At 71.7% G+C, this 16,515-nt stretch carries 16 protein-coding genes; 13 read left to right on the top strand and 3 right to left on the bottom strand.

Annotated features, from left to right (window positions below):
- Nucleotides 1-81: 81 nt before the first annotated feature.
- Complete coding sequence (locus C9992_RS09555) at nt 82-834, bottom strand: IclR family transcriptional regulator (protein ID WP_106815391.1); 753 nt, start codon at nt 832-834, stop codon at nt 82-84.
- Nucleotides 835-1,791: 957 nt separating this feature from the next.
- On the opposite strand from C9992_RS09555, the gene C9992_RS09545 reads away from it, so the two are divergent.
- The 12 genes from C9992_RS09545 (at nt 1,792) to C9992_RS09490 (ending at nt 12,930) form a co-directional block, all read left to right on the top strand.
- Complete coding sequence (locus tag C9992_RS09545; protein ID WP_106815390.1) at nt 1,792-2,550, top strand: IclR family transcriptional regulator; 759 nt, start codon at nt 1,792-1,794, stop codon at nt 2,548-2,550.
- Nucleotides 2,551-3,141: 591 nt separating this feature from the next.
- Nucleotides 3,142-4,041 (top strand): protocatechuate 3,4-dioxygenase subunit beta, encoded by a 900-nt coding sequence (gene pcaH / locus C9992_RS09540; RefSeq protein WP_106815389.1) that lies wholly within the window; start codon nt 3,142-3,144, stop codon nt 4,039-4,041.
- The gene (pcaG, locus tag C9992_RS09535; protein ID WP_106815388.1) at nt 4,041-4,616 is read left to right on the top strand and encodes a protocatechuate 3,4-dioxygenase subunit alpha; all 576 of its coding nucleotides are present in this window, start codon (nt 4,041-4,043) and stop codon (nt 4,614-4,616) included. Before pcaH ends, pcaG begins: the two co-directional genes overlap by 1 nt.
- Nucleotides 4,606-6,051, top strand: a complete 1,446-nt coding sequence (locus C9992_RS09530; RefSeq protein ID WP_235008165.1) for a lyase family protein — start codon at nt 4,606-4,608, stop codon at nt 6,049-6,051. The genes pcaG and C9992_RS09530 overlap by 11 nt, the downstream gene beginning before the upstream one ends.
- The gene (locus tag C9992_RS09525; protein ID WP_106815386.1) at nt 6,048-6,842 is read left to right on the top strand and encodes an alpha/beta fold hydrolase; all 795 of its coding nucleotides are present in this window, start codon (nt 6,048-6,050) and stop codon (nt 6,840-6,842) included. The genes C9992_RS09530 and C9992_RS09525 overlap by 4 nt, the downstream gene beginning before the upstream one ends.
- Complete coding sequence (pcaC, locus tag C9992_RS09520) at nt 6,839-7,237, top strand: 4-carboxymuconolactone decarboxylase (RefSeq protein WP_200826282.1); 399 nt, start codon at nt 6,839-6,841, stop codon at nt 7,235-7,237. The genes C9992_RS09525 and pcaC overlap by 4 nt, the downstream gene beginning before the upstream one ends.
- 38 nt (nt 7,238-7,275) lie before the next feature.
- Nucleotides 7,276-7,722: a MarR family winged helix-turn-helix transcriptional regulator gene (locus tag C9992_RS09515; protein WP_106815385.1), complete on the top strand. Its 447-nt coding sequence runs from the start codon at nt 7,276-7,278 to the stop codon at nt 7,720-7,722.
- An 84-nt stretch (nt 7,723-7,806) separates the two neighbouring features.
- Nucleotides 7,807-9,171 (top strand): alpha/beta hydrolase family protein, encoded by a 1,365-nt coding sequence (locus C9992_RS09510; RefSeq protein ID WP_106815871.1) that lies wholly within the window; start codon nt 7,807-7,809, stop codon nt 9,169-9,171.
- A 290-nt stretch (nt 9,172-9,461) separates the two neighbouring features.
- Complete coding sequence (locus C9992_RS09505; protein ID WP_106815384.1) at nt 9,462-10,250, top strand: 3-oxoacid CoA-transferase subunit A; 789 nt, start codon at nt 9,462-9,464, stop codon at nt 10,248-10,250.
- The gene (locus C9992_RS09500; protein WP_106815383.1) at nt 10,247-10,933 is read left to right on the top strand and encodes a 3-oxoacid CoA-transferase subunit B; all 687 of its coding nucleotides are present in this window, start codon (nt 10,247-10,249) and stop codon (nt 10,931-10,933) included. Before C9992_RS09505 ends, C9992_RS09500 begins: the two co-directional genes overlap by 4 nt.
- 1 nt (nt 10,934) lies before the next feature.
- Entirely contained in the window at nt 10,935-12,107 is a 1,173-nt protein-coding gene (locus tag C9992_RS09495) for a thiolase family protein (protein WP_106815382.1), read from the top strand.
- A 28-nt stretch (nt 12,108-12,135) separates the two neighbouring features.
- The gene (locus tag C9992_RS09490; RefSeq protein WP_106815381.1) at nt 12,136-12,930 is read left to right on the top strand and encodes an IclR family transcriptional regulator domain-containing protein; all 795 of its coding nucleotides are present in this window, start codon (nt 12,136-12,138) and stop codon (nt 12,928-12,930) included.
- A 29-nt stretch (nt 12,931-12,959) separates the two neighbouring features.
- Here C9992_RS09490 and purU read toward each other — a convergent pair whose 3' ends face one another.
- A complete protein-coding gene (gene purU, locus C9992_RS09485; protein ID WP_106815380.1) occupies nt 12,960-13,835 on the bottom strand; it encodes a formyltetrahydrofolate deformylase in 876 nt (291 codons plus the stop codon).
- Nucleotides 13,836-13,995: 160 nt separating this feature from the next.
- Nucleotides 13,996-14,958 (bottom strand): LysR family transcriptional regulator, encoded by a 963-nt coding sequence (locus tag C9992_RS09480; RefSeq protein ID WP_106815870.1) that lies wholly within the window; start codon nt 14,956-14,958, stop codon nt 13,996-13,998.
- A 210-nt stretch (nt 14,959-15,168) separates the two neighbouring features.
- On the opposite strand from C9992_RS09480, the gene C9992_RS09475 reads away from it, so the two are divergent.
- Nucleotides 15,169-16,470: a C-glycoside deglycosidase beta subunit domain-containing protein gene (locus C9992_RS09475; RefSeq protein ID WP_106815379.1), complete on the top strand. Its 1,302-nt coding sequence runs from the start codon at nt 15,169-15,171 to the stop codon at nt 16,468-16,470.
- The last annotated feature ends 45 nt before the right edge of the window (nt 16,471-16,515 follow it).

Here is a 16,515-nt window from a genome sequence, read left to right as displayed (position 1 = left end):
GCGAAGCGAGGAACGAGCGAAGATGAAACGCCGCAGGACGCCCGCCGGACCCAGCCCGGCACCGACCCGCGGCGCGCGGGCTCAGCGCCGGTCGGCGCGGAGGGCCGCCTCGACGGCGGCTGCGGCATCCCGCAGCGCCGCGATCGCGGGCTCAGGCGAGGTCTCGCGCGGCAGCACGACCGAGAGCGCCGCGACCACGGTGCCGGCATCCCGGACCGGGACGGCCACGCCCGTCGAGACGGCCTCGACCGATCCGGGGGCGATCACCACGCCGGCGCGGCGCACGTCGGCGAGGAGTCGACGCAGGCGCGCGGCATCCGTCACCGTCTCGGGCGCGAGGGCTCGCAGCGGGCGGGCCAGCACGCGCTCGCGCAACGTCGACGGTGCGTATGCGAGCAGCACGAGGCCGGACGAGGAGGCGTGCAGCGGGAGCCGGCCGGCGACGCGGGTGATGTTCGCGCCGGCGTCGGGGTGGGAGAGCCGTTCGAGGAAGAGCGCCTCGTCCTGCTCGAGCACCGCGAGCTGCGTGTGCTCGCGGATCCGCGCCTGCACCCGCTCCATATGGGGCAGCGCGGCCTGTCGCAGCCGCAGCGCCGTCGAGCCGCGGAGTGCGAGCTCCCACAGCCGCATGCCGAGGTGAACGCGGCGGTCCTCGTCGCGCTCGAGCAGACCAGCCGCCACCAGCTCGTCGACGATGCGGTGCGCGGTCGACGACGGCAGTCCGGCCCGGCGCCCGATCTCGGTCGCCGACTGCATGGACCGCTCGGCCGTGAAGGTCTCGAGCACCCGGACGATGCGCTCGGTCATCGAGTCGCCGGAGGGCGAGTTGGCCATGCGCCCACTGTTCCACACGCTCACTGTGCAGAACTCCTCAGATTCGCGCCCGTCGCCGCCCGCAGGCCCTCACGCCGCTCATGAGCCCGCCGTTCGGCGGAGTTCTGCACCGCGGGCCCGCGCATGTGCGGCCCGCTGAGGCCCGGCGGCCGGGTCCTGCGGCCCGGGTCCCGCGGCTCGGCGGCCGGGGTCCCGCGGCCCGGAGCCCGCGGCCCGGCGGCCGGGTCCCGCGGCCCGGGTCCTGCGGCCCGGGTCCTGCGGCCCGGGTCCTGCGGCCCGGCGGGCCGGACTGGGGGGGCAGAGGCCAGGCGGCCCGGACTGGCGGCCTGGACTGGGAGTCGAAACTCCTCCGAAACGGCGAGGAAGGGCTGGTCCGGGGTCGACGGGGGGCAGCAGCCCCGCGGATGTGAGGAGTTCGTGCGCGGGCCGGCGGGGGCTGGGAGGCCGGTGGCCCGGTCTCTGGGTGGGGCCGGTGGCCCGGACTGGCGGCCGATGGCCTGGACGGGGAGCCGAAACTCTCCGAAACGGCGAGGAGGGGCTGGTCCGCGGTCGACTGGGGCAGTAGCCCCGCGGATGTGAGGAGTTCGTGCGCGGGCGGGCGGGGCTGGGAGGCCGGTGGCCCGGTCTCGGGGGGCCCGTCTCCGGACTGGCGGCCGAAACCCTCCAAAACGGCGAGGAACGGCTGGTCCGGGGTCGACTGGGGAGCAGCCCGCGGATGGGAGGAGTTCGTGCGCTGGCGGTCGGGGCTGGGGCAGGTGGCCCGGCCTCGGGTGGGGCAGGTGGCACGGCCTCGGGTGCGGCCGATGGCCCGGACGGGGGTGGGCGGCCGGGACTGGGGGGCCGAAACTCCTCCGAAACGGCGAGGAAGGGCTGATCCGGGGTCGACCGGGCGCATCATCCCCTGCGAGGTGAGGAGTTCGTGCGTGGGCGGGCGGGTAACGTCGCTCGGGAGGAACCATGGCCAACGGAGAGGGCGTGCTGGAGCGGACGCTGCGCGTGCTCTGCTGCTTCACCGACGACGAGCCCGCCGTCACGGCCACCACTCTCGCCGCGCGTACGGGACTGGCCTCGTCCACGCTGCACCGGCTGCTCGCGACGCTCGTCGCGGAGGGGCTGCTCACCCGCGGACCGGGTCACACGTACGCGATCGGCCCGCGGCTGTGGGAGCTGGGCGAGCTGTCACCCCTGTCGCTCCGGCTGCGTGAGACGGCGTTGCCGCACATGGTGCGGCTGTACGAGGCGACCGGTGAGAACGTGCACCTCGCGGTCCTCGACGGCGCCACCCCCGAGACCACCAGCGCCCTCTATGTGGGCCGCCTCACCGGGCGCCAGTCCATCCCGACCCTCAGCCGCATGGGCGGCCGGGGGCCGCTGCACACCACCGGCGTCGGCAAAGCCTTGCTGGCCACGCGCGACGAGGACTGGCTGCAGCAGTACTTCCGCGCGCCGCTGGAGCGCGAGACGATCCACTCCGTCACGACCGAGGCCGAGCTGCGCGCCGACATCGCCCGCACCCGGGCGCTCGGGTACGCCACGACGAGGGAGGAGATGACCCTCGGGAACGTCTCGGTCGCCGCCGCCCTGCCGCGCATCGAGGGCCTGCCGCCGGTGGCCCTCGGCCTGGTCGTGCACCTCGAGCGCGCCGACGAGCGCCGGCTCGGACCCCTCGTAGTTCAGGCCGCCAAGGACCTCCACCACGACCTGCGCGCGTCCTGAGTTGCACGGGTGTTGCTCCGAGTGCACGGCTTCGCGACGAGTGCACGGCTTGATGGGGCATCCAGGTCGTGCGCTCGATGACATGTCGTGCACTCGAGCGGCGTGCGGACGCAGTGGCCCAGAGGTGGGCGGATGCCGGAGGCGCGGGCCGCGGTATCGCGCCGAGTGCACGACTTCGCGACGACTGCACGGCTTGTCGCGGCATCCAGGTCGTGCACTCGATGACATGTCGTGCACTCGCGCGGCTGTGGATGCAGCAGGCACAAGCGGGGCGGATGCCGGAGGCGCGGGCCGCGGTGTTGCGCCGAGTGCACGGCTTCGCGACGACTGCACGGCTTGTCGCGGCATCCAGGTCGTGCACTCGACGACATGTCGTGCACTCGCGGCCGCCGGGCCGACCGCCGAGCCGACCGCCGGGCGCGTGACGGTGGCTGCAGCAGCCCCACGGACGGGCGCGCAGCAGCCCACGGCAGGACGGATGCCGGAGGCCAAAGCCAACGCAACGCGGATTCCCACTGGGTGGGAATCTGCGACAGCCGCGCGGCGAGCGGGTGCAACCCTGGGACGACCCGAGTCGTCGAAGGAGACCTCATGACCGCGACCCAGCCCGATCCCCGGGGCGAGGAGGCGTTCTCGTCATCGGTGGTGCTCGAGCAGCCCATCGCCGGCCCGCCGGAACGCGGCGCCGCCCCTGCCGCGCCGGAGTCGCTGCTGGCCTCGCCCGACCAGCTCACCCAGCGCGAGATCACGCAGGAGATCGTCGACTACCACGCCGCCGCCGAGCGGCGCGAGGCGGCCGGCGAGAAGCTCAACATCAGCCTGCACGACTTCCCGCCGTACCGTTCCAGCCTGCTGCGTCACCCGACGAAGAACCCGAAGCTCGTCGACCCGGAGACGATCGAGCTGTGGTCGCCCGCATTCGGGCAGCGCGACGTCGCGGCGATCGAGTCGGACCTGACGCTCCAGCACGTCGGAGAGCCGCAGGGAGAGCGCATGACCGTGGAAGGACGGCTCCTGGACTCCTGGGGCCGCCCGCTGGCGAACCAGCTCATCGAGATCTGGCAGGCGAACGCCGCGGGGCGCTACATCCACCAGCGCGACCAGCATCCCGCCCCACTGGACCCCAACTTCACCGGGGCCGGCCGCACCGTCACCGACGACAACGGCTACTACAAGTTCACGACGATCAAGCCGGGCGCGTACCCGTGGAAGAACCACGTGAACGCGTGGCGTCCCGCCCACATCCACTTCTCGATCTTCGGCACCGGCTTCACCCAGCGCCTCGTGACGCAGATGTACTTTCCCGGCGACCCGCTGTTCCCGCTCGACCCGATCTACAACACCATCTGGCGGCAGAAGGACCGCGACCGGCTCATCGGCCAGTACGACCACGACCTCTCCGTGCCGGAGTTCTCGATGGGCTACCGCTTCGACATCGTCGTGGACGGACCCGACGCCACGTGGTTCGAGCCCGAAGAAGGAGAGCACTGATGGCCCGCACCGCGCGCGACCTCGGCCCCAAGACCCACGAGCCCACCGGCGGCCAGACCGTCGGCCCGTTCTTCGCCTTCGGTCTGGACTACCCGAAGAAGCACGAGGTCGCGTTCCCGCACAGCCCGGGGGCGATCGTGCTCGGCGGCACGGTCCTCGACGGGGCGGGTGCGCCGATCCCCGACGCCGTCGTCGAGATCTGGAGCGCCGACGAGAACGGCCGCATCCCGCGCGCTCACGGCTCCTTCCGTCGCGACGACCACTCGTTCACCGGCTTCGGTCGCGCCGCGACGACCGATGTGGGCCGCTACGAGTTCTGGACGCGCAACCCCGGCCCGGTCGACGGACGTGCCCCGTTCTACTCGGTGATCGTGTTCGCGCGGGGCCTGCCCGACAAGCTCGTGACCCGCATCTACCTGCCCGAGCACGAAGAGCTCCTCGCCGCCGATCCGCTCCTGGCCTCCCTCGACGAGGGCGAGCGCGCTACGCTCATCGCGACGCGCCTGCCCGATGGCAACCTGCATCACGACATCCACCTGCAGGGCGAGAAGGAGACCGTGTTCCTTGCCTTCTGATGCTCCTCGCCGGCCCCTCGACGAGGGGCTGCTCTCGCCGGTGACCGTCGGTCACGACGAGACGGTGACGGATGCCGCGTACCTGGCCGCGCTCGTGACGGCCGAGGTCGCGCTCGCGCGTGCCTACCGCGAGCTGGGGATCGCTCCCGCCGAGGCCGTGGACGCGATCGAGACGGAGTTCGACTGGCAGGGGACGGCACGCGGATGCCGGGCACACGGCGTGGACGGCGCCGCGCTGGCTGCCGCGGCCGTCGCCGGTGGCAACCCGGTGATCCCGCTGGTCGGAGCGCTGAAGGAGCGGGTGGACGCTGATGCCCGCCGGTGGGTGCATCGCGGGGCCACGAGCCAGGACATCCTCGACACCGCCGTCATGATCGTCGCCCGGACCGCGACCAGCAGCATCGTCGCGGCCCTGTCGCACACCGAGGTCTCACTGCGTTCGCTCGCTCGGTCCCGCCGTGACGAGGTCGCCGCAGCACGCACGCTCACCCAGCACGCCGTGCCGACGACGGTCGGGCTCCGCGCCGCGGGGTGGCTGCGCGGCGTGGCCCGCGCCCGCCGGCGCCTGGAGGGGGTGCCCCACCCCGCGCAGCTCGGCGGCGCCGCCGGAACGCTCGCATCGTTCGTCGAGATCGCGGGACCGCACGTGGCCGCGGAGCTTCCCGCCGCCTTCGCCCGAGAGCTCGGGCTCGCCGCACCGGAAGCGCCGTGGCACACAAGCCGGTGGCCGGTGACCGAGCTCGGCGACGCGCTCGTGCAAGCGATCGACGCCGTGGGCAAGATCGCGGCGGATGTCGCGACCCTCAGCCGCACCGAGATCAGCGAGCTGGCCGAGGGCACCGGTGGGGGGTCGTCTGCCATGCCGCAGAAGCGTAATCCCGCGGCATCCGTCCTCATCCGCTCCGCGGCCCTCCGCGCCCCGCAGCTCGGGGCGACGTTGCACCTCGCGTCGGCCCTCGCTGCCGACGAGCGCCCCGACGGCGCCTGGCACGCGGAGTGGCCGACGCTGCGCGAGCTGCTGCGGCTCGCGCTGGGCGCCACCGCCCACGCCGCATCCCTCGTCGCGGGTCTCCATGTCGACACCGACGCTGTCGCCCGCAACCTCGCGACCAGCCGGGGGCTCATCGTCGCCGAGCGCCTCTCGATCGTGCTGGCACCGGTGCTGGGGGCAGACGCCGTGGCGCTGCTCGTCTCCGAGGCCGCTGCGGGTGCCGATCTCGCCGCGACGCTCGCGGCATCGCCGGACGTGGCGGCGCTCGCGGCCGAGCGCGGCACGACGCCCGCCGCTTTCGTCGCCGACCTGCTCGATCCCGCACGCTACACCGGGCTCGCGGGCCGCCTGGTCGATGACGCCGTCCGCGTCGATGACGCCGTCCACGTCGATGACGCCGTCCATGGCGCCGACACCGCCCACACCCCGGAGGAGACCGCGTGACCATCCCCGCCATCGCCCTCGCCGCGCCCGTCGGAGGTTCGACGAGCTCAGACACCGACGCGCCGCTGCTCCTGCTCGGCCCGTCGCTGGGCACCTCCACCCTGCTGTGGGACCGGGTGATCCCCGCGCTCGCCGCGCAGTACCGGGTGGTGGCGTGGGACCTGCCCGGCCACGGCGCCGCCGCACCCGCGACCGACTCGTTCACGATGGCGGACGTCGCCGACGCCGTCGCTGCCGCCGTCGACGGACCCTTCCACTACGCCGGGGTGTCGTTCGGCGGCTGTGTGGGCCTCGAGCTGCTGCTGCGACACCCCGACCGGGTCACCGCCGCCGCCATCATCTGCTCCGGTGCGGCCATCGGCGAGCCGCAGGGCTGGCACGACCGCGCCGCCCAGGTGCGGGCGCAGAGCACCTCCAGCCTCGTCGTGGGTTCGGCTCAGCGCTGGTACGCCCCCGACACCATCGCGCGCGACCCCGACCTCACGGGGCGCATGCTGCGTGTGCTGCAGGAGGTCGACGACGAGAGCTACGCGCTGTGCTGCGAAGCCCTCGCCGCCTTCGACGTGCGCGACCGCCTGGGCGAGATCGCCGCGCCCGTGCTCGCCGTGTGGGGCGATCACGACGGCGTCACCCCCGAGGCATCCGCTCGCGAGATCGCCGACGGCGTGCAGCGAGGGCAGGCGGTTGGGATCTCGGATGCCGCGCACCTGCCTCCCGCCGACGACCCGGCCGCGACGGCCCGGACCCTGCTCGAGTTCTTCGGCACGACTGCTGCGGAGCGTGCGGCGTGACGCGGCCGGACGGCGAGGGCCTCACCGACGAGGAGCGCTACGACCAGGGCATGATGGTGCGCCGCGAGGTGCTGTCGGACGCCCACGTCGATCGCGCCGTCGCCGGCACGACCGAGCTGACCGCGGACTTCCAGGACTTCATCACCCGCGTGGCGTGGGGCGATGTGTGGTCGCGGCCGGGACTGGACCGCCGCTCGCGCTCGGTGGCCGTCCTCACCGCGCTCATCGCGCTCGGCCATCACGAGGAGCTGGCGATGCATCTGCGCGCGGCCCTCCGCAACGGCCTGACCGTCGACGAGATCAAGGAGGTCATCCTCCAGTCCGCCATCTATTGCGGCGTCCCCGCCGCCAATACGGCGTTCCGCATCGCCACGGACGTGTTCGCCGGGGAGTGAGCCCGTAGGCTTCATCGCATGACGGACCGGGGCGCCGCATGACGGCCGATCACGCGCCCCGCATCCTCTATCAGGTGAAGCAGGTGGAGCTCGCGGTGCGCGGCCGCCTGGACGCCGTCGTCCGCCCGCACGGGATCACCGTCACGCAGTACACCGCTCTCACCGTGCTGGAGCAGCATCCGGGAATGAGCTCCGCGCAGCTGGCTCGGCACTCGTTCGTCTCGGCGCAGGCGATGGACGGCATCGTGCGCGTGCTGGGCGACGCCGGCCTCATCGAGCGCGCCCGTGACCCGCGCAATCGCCGACGCCTGACGATCTCGCTCAGTCGCGCGGGTACCGAGCTGCTGGCGGCGTGCCGGGCCGATGTCGGCCGCATCGAGGACGAGGCGTTCGCCGCCCTGTCGGCCGGCGAGCGACGACAGCTGAGCCGATGGCTGCAGGATGCCCGCAGAGCCCTGGAGGAATCCTCGGCACCCGTTGATTGATCACCAGGAAACTTGATAATGGTCCTGGGTGCCCTCATCGACGACGGCGCCCGTGTCGACGATGACAACGGAAGGACCGTCCCCATGTCCCCACGCGCTCGAATCCGCACTCTCGCGGTCGCCGCCGTCGCCGGCGCCGCCCTCTCGGCGGGGCTGGTCGCCCCGCCGGCCATGGCCGATGCAATCGGCGAGTATTCCGGCTCGCTCGGCAACGGCACCACCTGGCTCGCGTCGGTGCCCGCGGACTGGAACGGCACCGTGCTGCTGTACAGCCACGGTTATCGCCCCTCGTTCGTGCCGGGGAATCCGGCATCCGTCGCCCCGGACGACGACACGAAGGCGCTGCTGCTCGAGCGTGGCTACGCCCTGGTGGGGTCGTCGTACGCCGCCAGCGGCTGGGCGGTGCCGACGGCCGTCGACGACCAGCTGCAGTCGCTCGACGCCATGCTCGAGCAGACCGGGCTGGACCCGGAGCACATCCTCGCCTACGGCACCTCGATGGGCGGGCTGGTGACCGGGCGGATCGCCGAGTCGGCGGGCGATGTCATCGAGGGCGCGATGCCGACGTGCGGGCTGATGGAAGGCGGGGTGGATCTGAACAACTATCAGCTCGACGGCTCCCACGCGATCGAGCAGCTGCTGGCCGGTCAGGACCTGCAGATCGAGGGCTACGCGACGCTCGACGACGCGTTCGCGACCTCGGCCGCGCTGACCGCTGCCGTGCAGGCGGGTCAGCAGACGCCCGAGGGGCGGGCGCGCGTCGCGCTCGCCGCAGCGCTCTTCCACCTCTCCGACGGGGTGACCGAGGCCGAGGCGACGAAGGATGCCGCCGCCCGGCAGGACTCGCTCTACACGCAGCTGCTCGGAACGATCGGCTTCGTCACCCCGGGGCGCTTCGACATCGAGTCGACCGCGGGCGGCAACGCGACCTGGAACGTCGGAGTGGACTACGGCAAGCTCTTGGCGCAGTCGGAGGATCGCGCGCTGGTCGCCCAGCTCTACCGGGAGGCGGGGCTCGACCTGAAGGCGGACCTCGCGACGCTGACGCGGACCGCCGATGTCACGGCGGATCCCGGCTCGGTCGAGACGCTGCGCGCGTCGTCGGGTCTCACCGGCGACCTGCAGATGCCCGTCGTCACCCTCCACACCCTCGACGACGTGCTGGCACCGGTGCAGGTCGAGCAGGAGTACGCCGAGGATGTGCGCGGGGCGCACGATGCGAGCCTGCTTCGCCAGTTCTTCGTCGACCGTGTCGGACACTGCAGCTTCACCGCCGCCGAGATCGCCGCCGGCATCGAGGTGCTCCAGCAGCGGGTGGAATCCGGCCACTGGTCGGGCAGCTCGGCGACCGTGATGAACCGGCTGGCGGCATCACTCGACGACAGCGGCTCCGCGTTCGTCGCGACGCAGCCCGGCGAGTTCCTGGGCGACCGCGAGGGTCGTCGCTGACCGGCGCCCGCGCCGACGTCGCGGGGCGGCATCCGTTCTCTGGAAAGGATGCCGCCCCGCCGCGTCCGTCGGGCGCCCGCGTGCCTCGCTTGCGAGGATGGGCCCGTTCGGGGGTCACGACACGCGGTAACGGCGCCGGGGATGCCGCGTGTCGCGACACCTGAACCGCCCCGCTGCGTCTGCCGACCGCCCGTCGGGCGCGCGCCGGGGTTGCCGCGCCACACGACGCGGCGTAAACTGGTCGCAGAGCGTACGCACGTTCGCACAGCGAACAACCGAGGAGTCACCACGTGATCGACAAGACCGTCGGCTCCGTCGAGGAGGCCGTCTCGGGCATCCGCGACGGCGCGACCATCATGATCGGCGGCTTCGGCCGAGCAGGGCAGCCGGTCGAGCTGATCGATGCGCTCATCGCGCAGGGCGCGACCGACCTGACGATCATCAACAACAACGCGGGCAACGGCGATGTCGGGCTGGCGGCGCTGCTGGCCAAGAAGCGCGTGCGCAAGATCCTGTGCTCGTTCCCGCGCCAGCACGACTCGTGGGTGTTCGACGGCCTGTACCGCGCGGGGGAGATCGAACTCGAGCTCGTGCCGCAGGGCAATCTCGCCGAGCGCATCCGCGCGGCGGGTGCCGGCATCGGCGCCTTCTTCTCGCCGACCGGCGTCGGCACGCAGCTGGCCGAGGGCAAGGAGATCCGCGAGATCGACGGAAGGCTCTACGCGCTGGAGTATCCCATCAAGGCCGACGTCGCACTGGTCAGCGCCTACCGTGCCGACCGATGGGGCAACCTCGTCTACCGTGAGACGGCTCGCAACTTCGGTCCGATCATGGCCGCGGCCGCGACCACGACGATCGTGCAGGTCGACGAACTGGTGCCGCTCGGTTCGCTGGATCCCGAGACGGTCGTCACCCCGGGTATCTTCGTCGACCGCGTCGTCGCGGTGGGCGAGCGGGCCTGGCTGGACGACGGCGTCTTCGTCGGGGGCGTGGACATCGAGGGCCGCCCGCTCCCCGGCGCTTCGACGGGCTCTGCGGCCGGGAGCGGATCAGCGACCAGCAAGGAGGCCGGTCAGTGAGCACCGAGACGCAGCACGCGACGCGCATCACGCGAGAGCAGCTGGCCGCACGCATCGCCCAGGACATCCCCGAGGGCTCGTACGTGAACCTCGGCATCGGCGCGCCGACGCTCGTCGCCGACTACCTGCCGGCCGATCAGGAGATCATCCTGCACACCGAGAACGGCATGCTCGGCATGGGCCCCTCACCCGAGGCCGGGCGCATCGACCCCGACCTCATCAACGCGGGCAAGCAGCCGGTGACCGCTCTGCCCGGCGCGGCGTACTTCCACCACGCCGATTCGTTCGGCATGATGCGCGGCGGCCATCTCGACGTCTGCGTGCTCGGGGCGTTCCAGGTCTCGCAGACCGGCGACCTCGCGAACTGGTCGACCGGCGCCCCGGGCGCCATCCCGGCGGTCGGCGGGGCAATGGACCTCGCGATCGGCGCCAAGAACGTGTACGTCATGACAGACCTCCTCACCAAGACGGGCGAGTCCAAGCTGGTCGAGGCGTGCACCTACCCCCTCACCGGTGTCGGGTGCGTCACGCGCGTCTACACCGACCACGCGGTCTTCGACGTCACACCCGACGGCTTCGCGGTGCGCGAGGCGTTCGGCGACAACACCATCGAGCTTCTCGCCCAGCTCACCGGATTGGAATTGCAGGATGCTGAGACCGCCGGCATCCCGGAAGGACACTGACATGGCCACCTACGTGTACGACGCGGTCCGCACTCCCTTCGGGCGGGCGGGCGGCGCCCTGTCGGGGGTGCGACCCGACGACCTGGCCGCCGTCGTGATGAAGGCGACCATCGAGCGGACCGGCCTCGACCCCGCGCGCATCGACGACGTGATCTTCGGCGACGCCAACCAGGCGGGGGAGGACAACCGCAACGTGGCGCGGATGGGCGCCCTGCTGGCCGGGTTCCCCACGACGGTGACCGGCGTGACGGTCAACCGCCTGTGCGCCTCGTCGGTCGAAGCGGTGATCCAGGGTTCGCGCGCGATCGACGCGGGCGACGCCGACATCGTGCTCGCCGGCGGCGTCGAGTCGATGAGCCGTGCGCCGTTCGTCGTGGAGAAGTCGCCGCGCCCGTGGCCCAGCGTCGGCAACCAGACGCTGTGGAACACCTCGATCGGGTGGCGCATGACGAACCCGAAGCTGCCGAAGCACTGGACGATCTCCAACGGCGAGTCGGCCGAGCTGATCGCGCGCGAGGGCGGCATCTCCCGCCAGGCGCAGGACGAGTTCGCCGTGCGCTCGCATCGCCTGGCCGCGCGTGCGTGGGCCGACGGCATCTACGACGACGAGATCGTGCAGGTGCCGGGGGCGGAACTGCCCCGCGACGAAGGCATCCGCGACGACACCTCGGTCGAGAAGCTCGCGGGCCTGAAGGCGCTGTTCGCCGCGGACGGCGAGGGAAGTGTGACGGCCGGCAACTCCTCGCCCATCAACGACGGCGCCTCGGCGGTGCTGCTGGGCCGCGAGGGGGCCCTGCCGGGCGAGCCGCTCGCCCGCATCACGGCCCGGGCGGCCCACGGCGTCGACCCCGACCACTTCCCGCTGGCCCCGATCGAGGCGGCGAACAAGGCGCTCGCCCGCGCCGGACGCACGTGGGCCGACGTCGACCTGGTCGAGCTCAACGAGGCGTTCGCGTCGCAGTCGCTGGCCGACATCCAGGGCTGGCCGGATCTCGACCCCGAGCGCGTGAACATCCACGGCGGTGCCCTGGCGATCGGGCACCCGCTCGGTGCTTCGGGCGGGCGCATCATCGGCCACGCGGCGCACGAACTGGCACGCCGCGGCGGCGGTGTCGCCGTGGCGGCCATCTGCATCGGCGTCGGCCAGGGCCTGGCGGTCGTGCTGGAGCGGTGACCGGCGGCACGATCGATAGGGTGAGCCGGTGACCGAAGCCGCGGACCGCGCCAACGACACCGTGCAGTCGCTGGTGCGCGGGCTCGCCGTCATCCGCGCGTTCGACGCCGAGCACCCCGAGCTGACGCTGAGCGAGGTCGCCCGCCGGGCCGGCATCACGCGCGCGGCCGCAGGCCGGTTCCTGCGCACCCTGGAACAGGAGGGCTACCTCCGCGGCTCCGGGTCGCCCACAGCCGTCGGCCGCACGTACACGCTCACCCCGCGTGTCCTCGAACTCGGGTTCAGCTACCTCTCCGCGCTCTCGATCCCCGAGATCGTGCAGCCGCATCTGGAACGGCTCTCGCGCGAGGTGGATGAGAGCGTGTCGGCGGCCGTCCTCGACGGCGGCGACATCGTCTACATCGCCCGCGTTCCGACGCGTCGCATCATGAGCGTGCGCATCACGATCGGCACGCGGTTCCCCGCCTTCGCGACGTCGATGGGGCGCGTGCTGCTGGCCGGGATGCCGGATGCCGCGCTCGGCGAGCTGCTCGAGGCATCCGCTCTCCCCTCCCTCACCGAGCGCACGCTGACGACGGCCGACGCCCTGCGTGGCGAGCTCGCCCGCGTGCGGGAGCAGGGCTGGGCGCTCGTGGACGGCGAGCTCGAGCCCGGGCTGCGCTCGGTCGCCGTGCCGCTGCACGACCGCCGCGGGGACGTCGTCGCCGCGGTGAACGTATCGACGAGCGCCACCCGCGACACCGTGGAGCACGTGATGGAGCAGTACCTGCCGCCGCTGCGCCGGACTGCGGCGGCGATCGACGCCGAGCTGCGCCTGGTCTGAGCACGCGCCGCCGGCCCGCGACATCCGGCTCAGAAGACGATGGTGTGGTTCCCGTGGCGGATCACGCGGTCCTGGGCATGCCACAGCACCGCCCTGGAGAGCACCTGACGCTCCACGTCGGCGCCGCGGCGGGCGAGCTCGGCAGCGGAGTCGGCGTGGGTCACCCGGACGGTGTCCTGCTCGATGATCGGGCCCTCATCGAGGTCGTCGGTCACGTAGTGCGACGTCGCGCCGATGAGCTTGACCCCGCGCTCCTTGGCCTTCTTGTACGGCTCGGCGCCGATGAAGGCGGGCAGGAACGAGTGGTGGATGTTGATCACCGGCACGCCCACCTGCGCGAGGAAGTCGCCCGACAGGATCTGCATGTACCGCGCCAACACGACGAAGTCGACGTTGCCCCTCAGCAGCTCGACGATCTTCGCCTCGGATGCGGATTTGTCGGGGCCTGCGACAGAGGGCACGTGGAAGAACGGCACGCCGAACGAACGCACGTCCTCCGCCGACGTGGTGTGGTTCGAGATCACCATCGGGATGGTGACGGGCAGGTCGCCGCGACGGTGACGCCACAGCAGATCGAGCAGGCAGTGGTCCTGCTTCGAGGCGAGGATCGCCATGCGCTTGGGTACGGACTGGTCGGTGAGCGACCACTCCAGCTCGAACCCGGCGAGCGTCTGCGCGATCTCGGCCTCGATCACCGGGCGGTCGGCCGCGAATCCCGGGCGGTGGAACACCACGCGCTGGAAGTACGCCCCGCCGGTCGGGTCGTCGGAGTACTGGTCGAACGCGACGATGTTCCCGCCGATGCGGGTGATCATGGCCGACACGGCGGCGACGATTCCGGGCTGGTCGCTGCCGTGCACGATGAGGCAGGCGTGGTCGGGGTTCAGTTGCGCGGGCGCGGCCATTGTTCGATTCTGCCCTGCCGCGCCGCCGCCCACGAAAGCGCCGGCCCTCACTCGAACCCCTCGTCACGCCGAGCGCACGGCTTATCGCCGAGTGCACGGGCTGCATCCGGCGCTGAGTCGTGCACTCGTGAACAGGTCGTGCACTCGAGCGCAGGCGGAGTCAGACCGCCGTGACCGCCTCCGCGCCGCCGGTCGACCGACGGCCCGAGACCTGCTCGGCTGCGCGTTCGAAGATCCCGCGCATCCACGCGTGCTCGGGATCGCGGGTGTGGACCGGATGCCACCACAGCGCGTTCACGACGGGCGTCGGGTCGAAGGGCGCTTCGAGGATGCGCACGCCGGGGACCGCCGTGACCACGTGCGCGAGCCCCGCCTGGATCAGGCCGAGCCGCTGCGTACCCGCGATGAAGTGGGGCAGCGCGAGGAAGCTCTCGACGACCGCTTCGACCCGGGGCTCGATGCCGAGCTGCTGGAGCTGACGGGCCGCGGAGGTGAATGCGGTACGTGACTGGTAGGTGAAGACCCAGGGCAGGTCGCCGAGGAGGTCCATCGTGAGTCCGCCGCCGATCTGCTCGTTGGATTCCGACGCGACCACGACCCATTCGTCGCGCCAGAGGTCGGCGAACGGCAGATCGACGAGGTACCCGTGCGGGATGACCATGCCGTCGGCTGCGCGCAGCCGGTTGAGCGCATCGTCGACGATCGACGGGTTGTGGAGCATGAAGCGGAACCGCACGCCGGGGGCAGCCTCCGCCGCGAGACGGGAGACCTCGCTGCCGATGGTGGCGAAGCCGTAGTCCGATCCGTAGATGGAGAACTCGCGCGTCGACTCGCCGGGGCTCCACGTCGCCTGGCTCTCGAAGACGCGCCGTGCGGCCTCCAGCGCGGTGGTGGTGTGCTCGGTCAGCCGGAGGGCGAGCGGTGTGAGCTCGTACGTGTTCCCGCGGCGCGCGAGGATGGGGTCGTTGAAGTGCGTCCGCAGCCGAGCGAGGGATGCACTGAGCGCCGGCTGACTCAGGTGCAGGCGCTCCGCCGCGCGCGTGACACTGCGTTCGGTGAGGAGCGCGTCCAGCGCGACGAGCAGGTTGAGATCCAGACGAGACAGAAGTGGTTGCTCGGACACCACGGCGTGCTCCTCCGGATCGGGATGCCTGGGCTCAGTGTATCCGCGCAATCTATGGCTCGTGGCCTCGGCATCGGCGGCGGCGATACACGTGCCCGCCGCATTAGGTGCGCATCCGGCTGACTTATGTCGGAAAGCATCCTAACGCTGATAGGCTCACCTCGACCCGGTCCGCCCTCGAAGCGGACCTTGACCAGAGAGCGAGCATCGATGCTTCTCGAGAGAGACCTCATCCAGTCCGTCGGCTTCCGCAATGTCCGCGAGGGGAGCGAGGTCACCGGCTTCCAGTTCCGCCTGCGGATGCCGTCGTACCGGGGGATGGCGGCATCCCTCATCGACGGCGTCGCCGTGCGCGTCGGCGACCTCGTCGACGTGCCCGCCGACGTGCCGCTCTGGACGTTCGCCGGGCGCACCTACACGCTGCAGGAACTGTGGGACTCGGACGGCGTGCGGTGGCCGCTCGAGGAGGCGGCCATCGTCACCGTGCCGTACCCGGGCGGGCTGCCCGAAGGGACTCACGAGGTCTCCATCCAGCTGCGCCTGCGCATGTCGTACATTCCCGAGGAGCACCAGCCCTCGACGTACGAGGTCTCCCGGCACATCACGCTCACCTCGTCCGAGGACGGCGGTCCCTTCAAGTACGGCGTGAGCCTCTACAGCTTCATGACGGACTACGGCACGGTCATGGATCTCGAGACCGCGCTCGCCGCGGTCGCCGACGTCGGCGCGACGGGCGTGGAGATCCTGGGTGAAGGGCACATCGAGCGGTACCCCGAGCCCTCCACCGACTGGATCGACCGCTGGTTCGCGCTGCTGGAGAAGTACTCTCTGGAGCCGACGAACTACGGCTCGTGGATCGACACGCGTCTGCATTCGAGCGGGGCCAACAGACGCGACCTCACGGCCGCCGAGGGCGCCGGGATGCTGCAGCGCGATCTCCGCCTCGCCAAGCGGCTGGGATTCCGCTTCGTGCGACCGAAGATCGGCGTGGTCTCGAGCGATCTGATCCCGCACCCCATCTGGACCGAGTCCGTGGAGCGTTCGCTCGATCTGGCCGCCGAGCTCGACGTCGTGATCTGCCCCGAGATCCACTCGCCCACACCGATCAAGCACGAGGTCGTCGACGACTACATCGCGCTCATCCAACGCACGGGCACTCAGCACTTCGGCCTGCTGCTGGACACCGGCATCTTCCAGGACCGGCCCATTCCGCTCAGGCCCGGCGAGCTCCCGGGTCGTCGTCCCTCCTTCCTGGACGGCATCGCCGTCGATCCCGCCGACATCGTCGGCATCGCCGAGTACGTCGTCTTCATCCAGGCGAAGTTCCACGACATCGACGAGAGTCTCGAGGACCAGCAGATCCCATGGGTGCCCGTGCTCCGAGCCCTCAAGGATGCCGGCTACACCGGCTATCTCTCCAGCGAGTATGAGGGGGAGCGCATCCCGTGGCGCTCGATCGAACAGGTCCGACGCCAGCACTCGCTGATCCGCTCCATCGCCTCGCGGCTCTGAGAGGTCCGGCGACCGCGTCTCTCGCGAGGGACCGGCCGTAGGGAG

The organism is Microbacterium timonense (genome assembly GCF_900292075.1).
Classification (GTDB): Bacteria; Actinomycetota; Actinomycetes; order Actinomycetales; family Microbacteriaceae; genus Microbacterium; species Microbacterium timonense.
The sequence above is the reverse complement of the archived record's forward strand: the minus strand, read 5'-3'. Positions and strand labels throughout refer to the sequence as shown.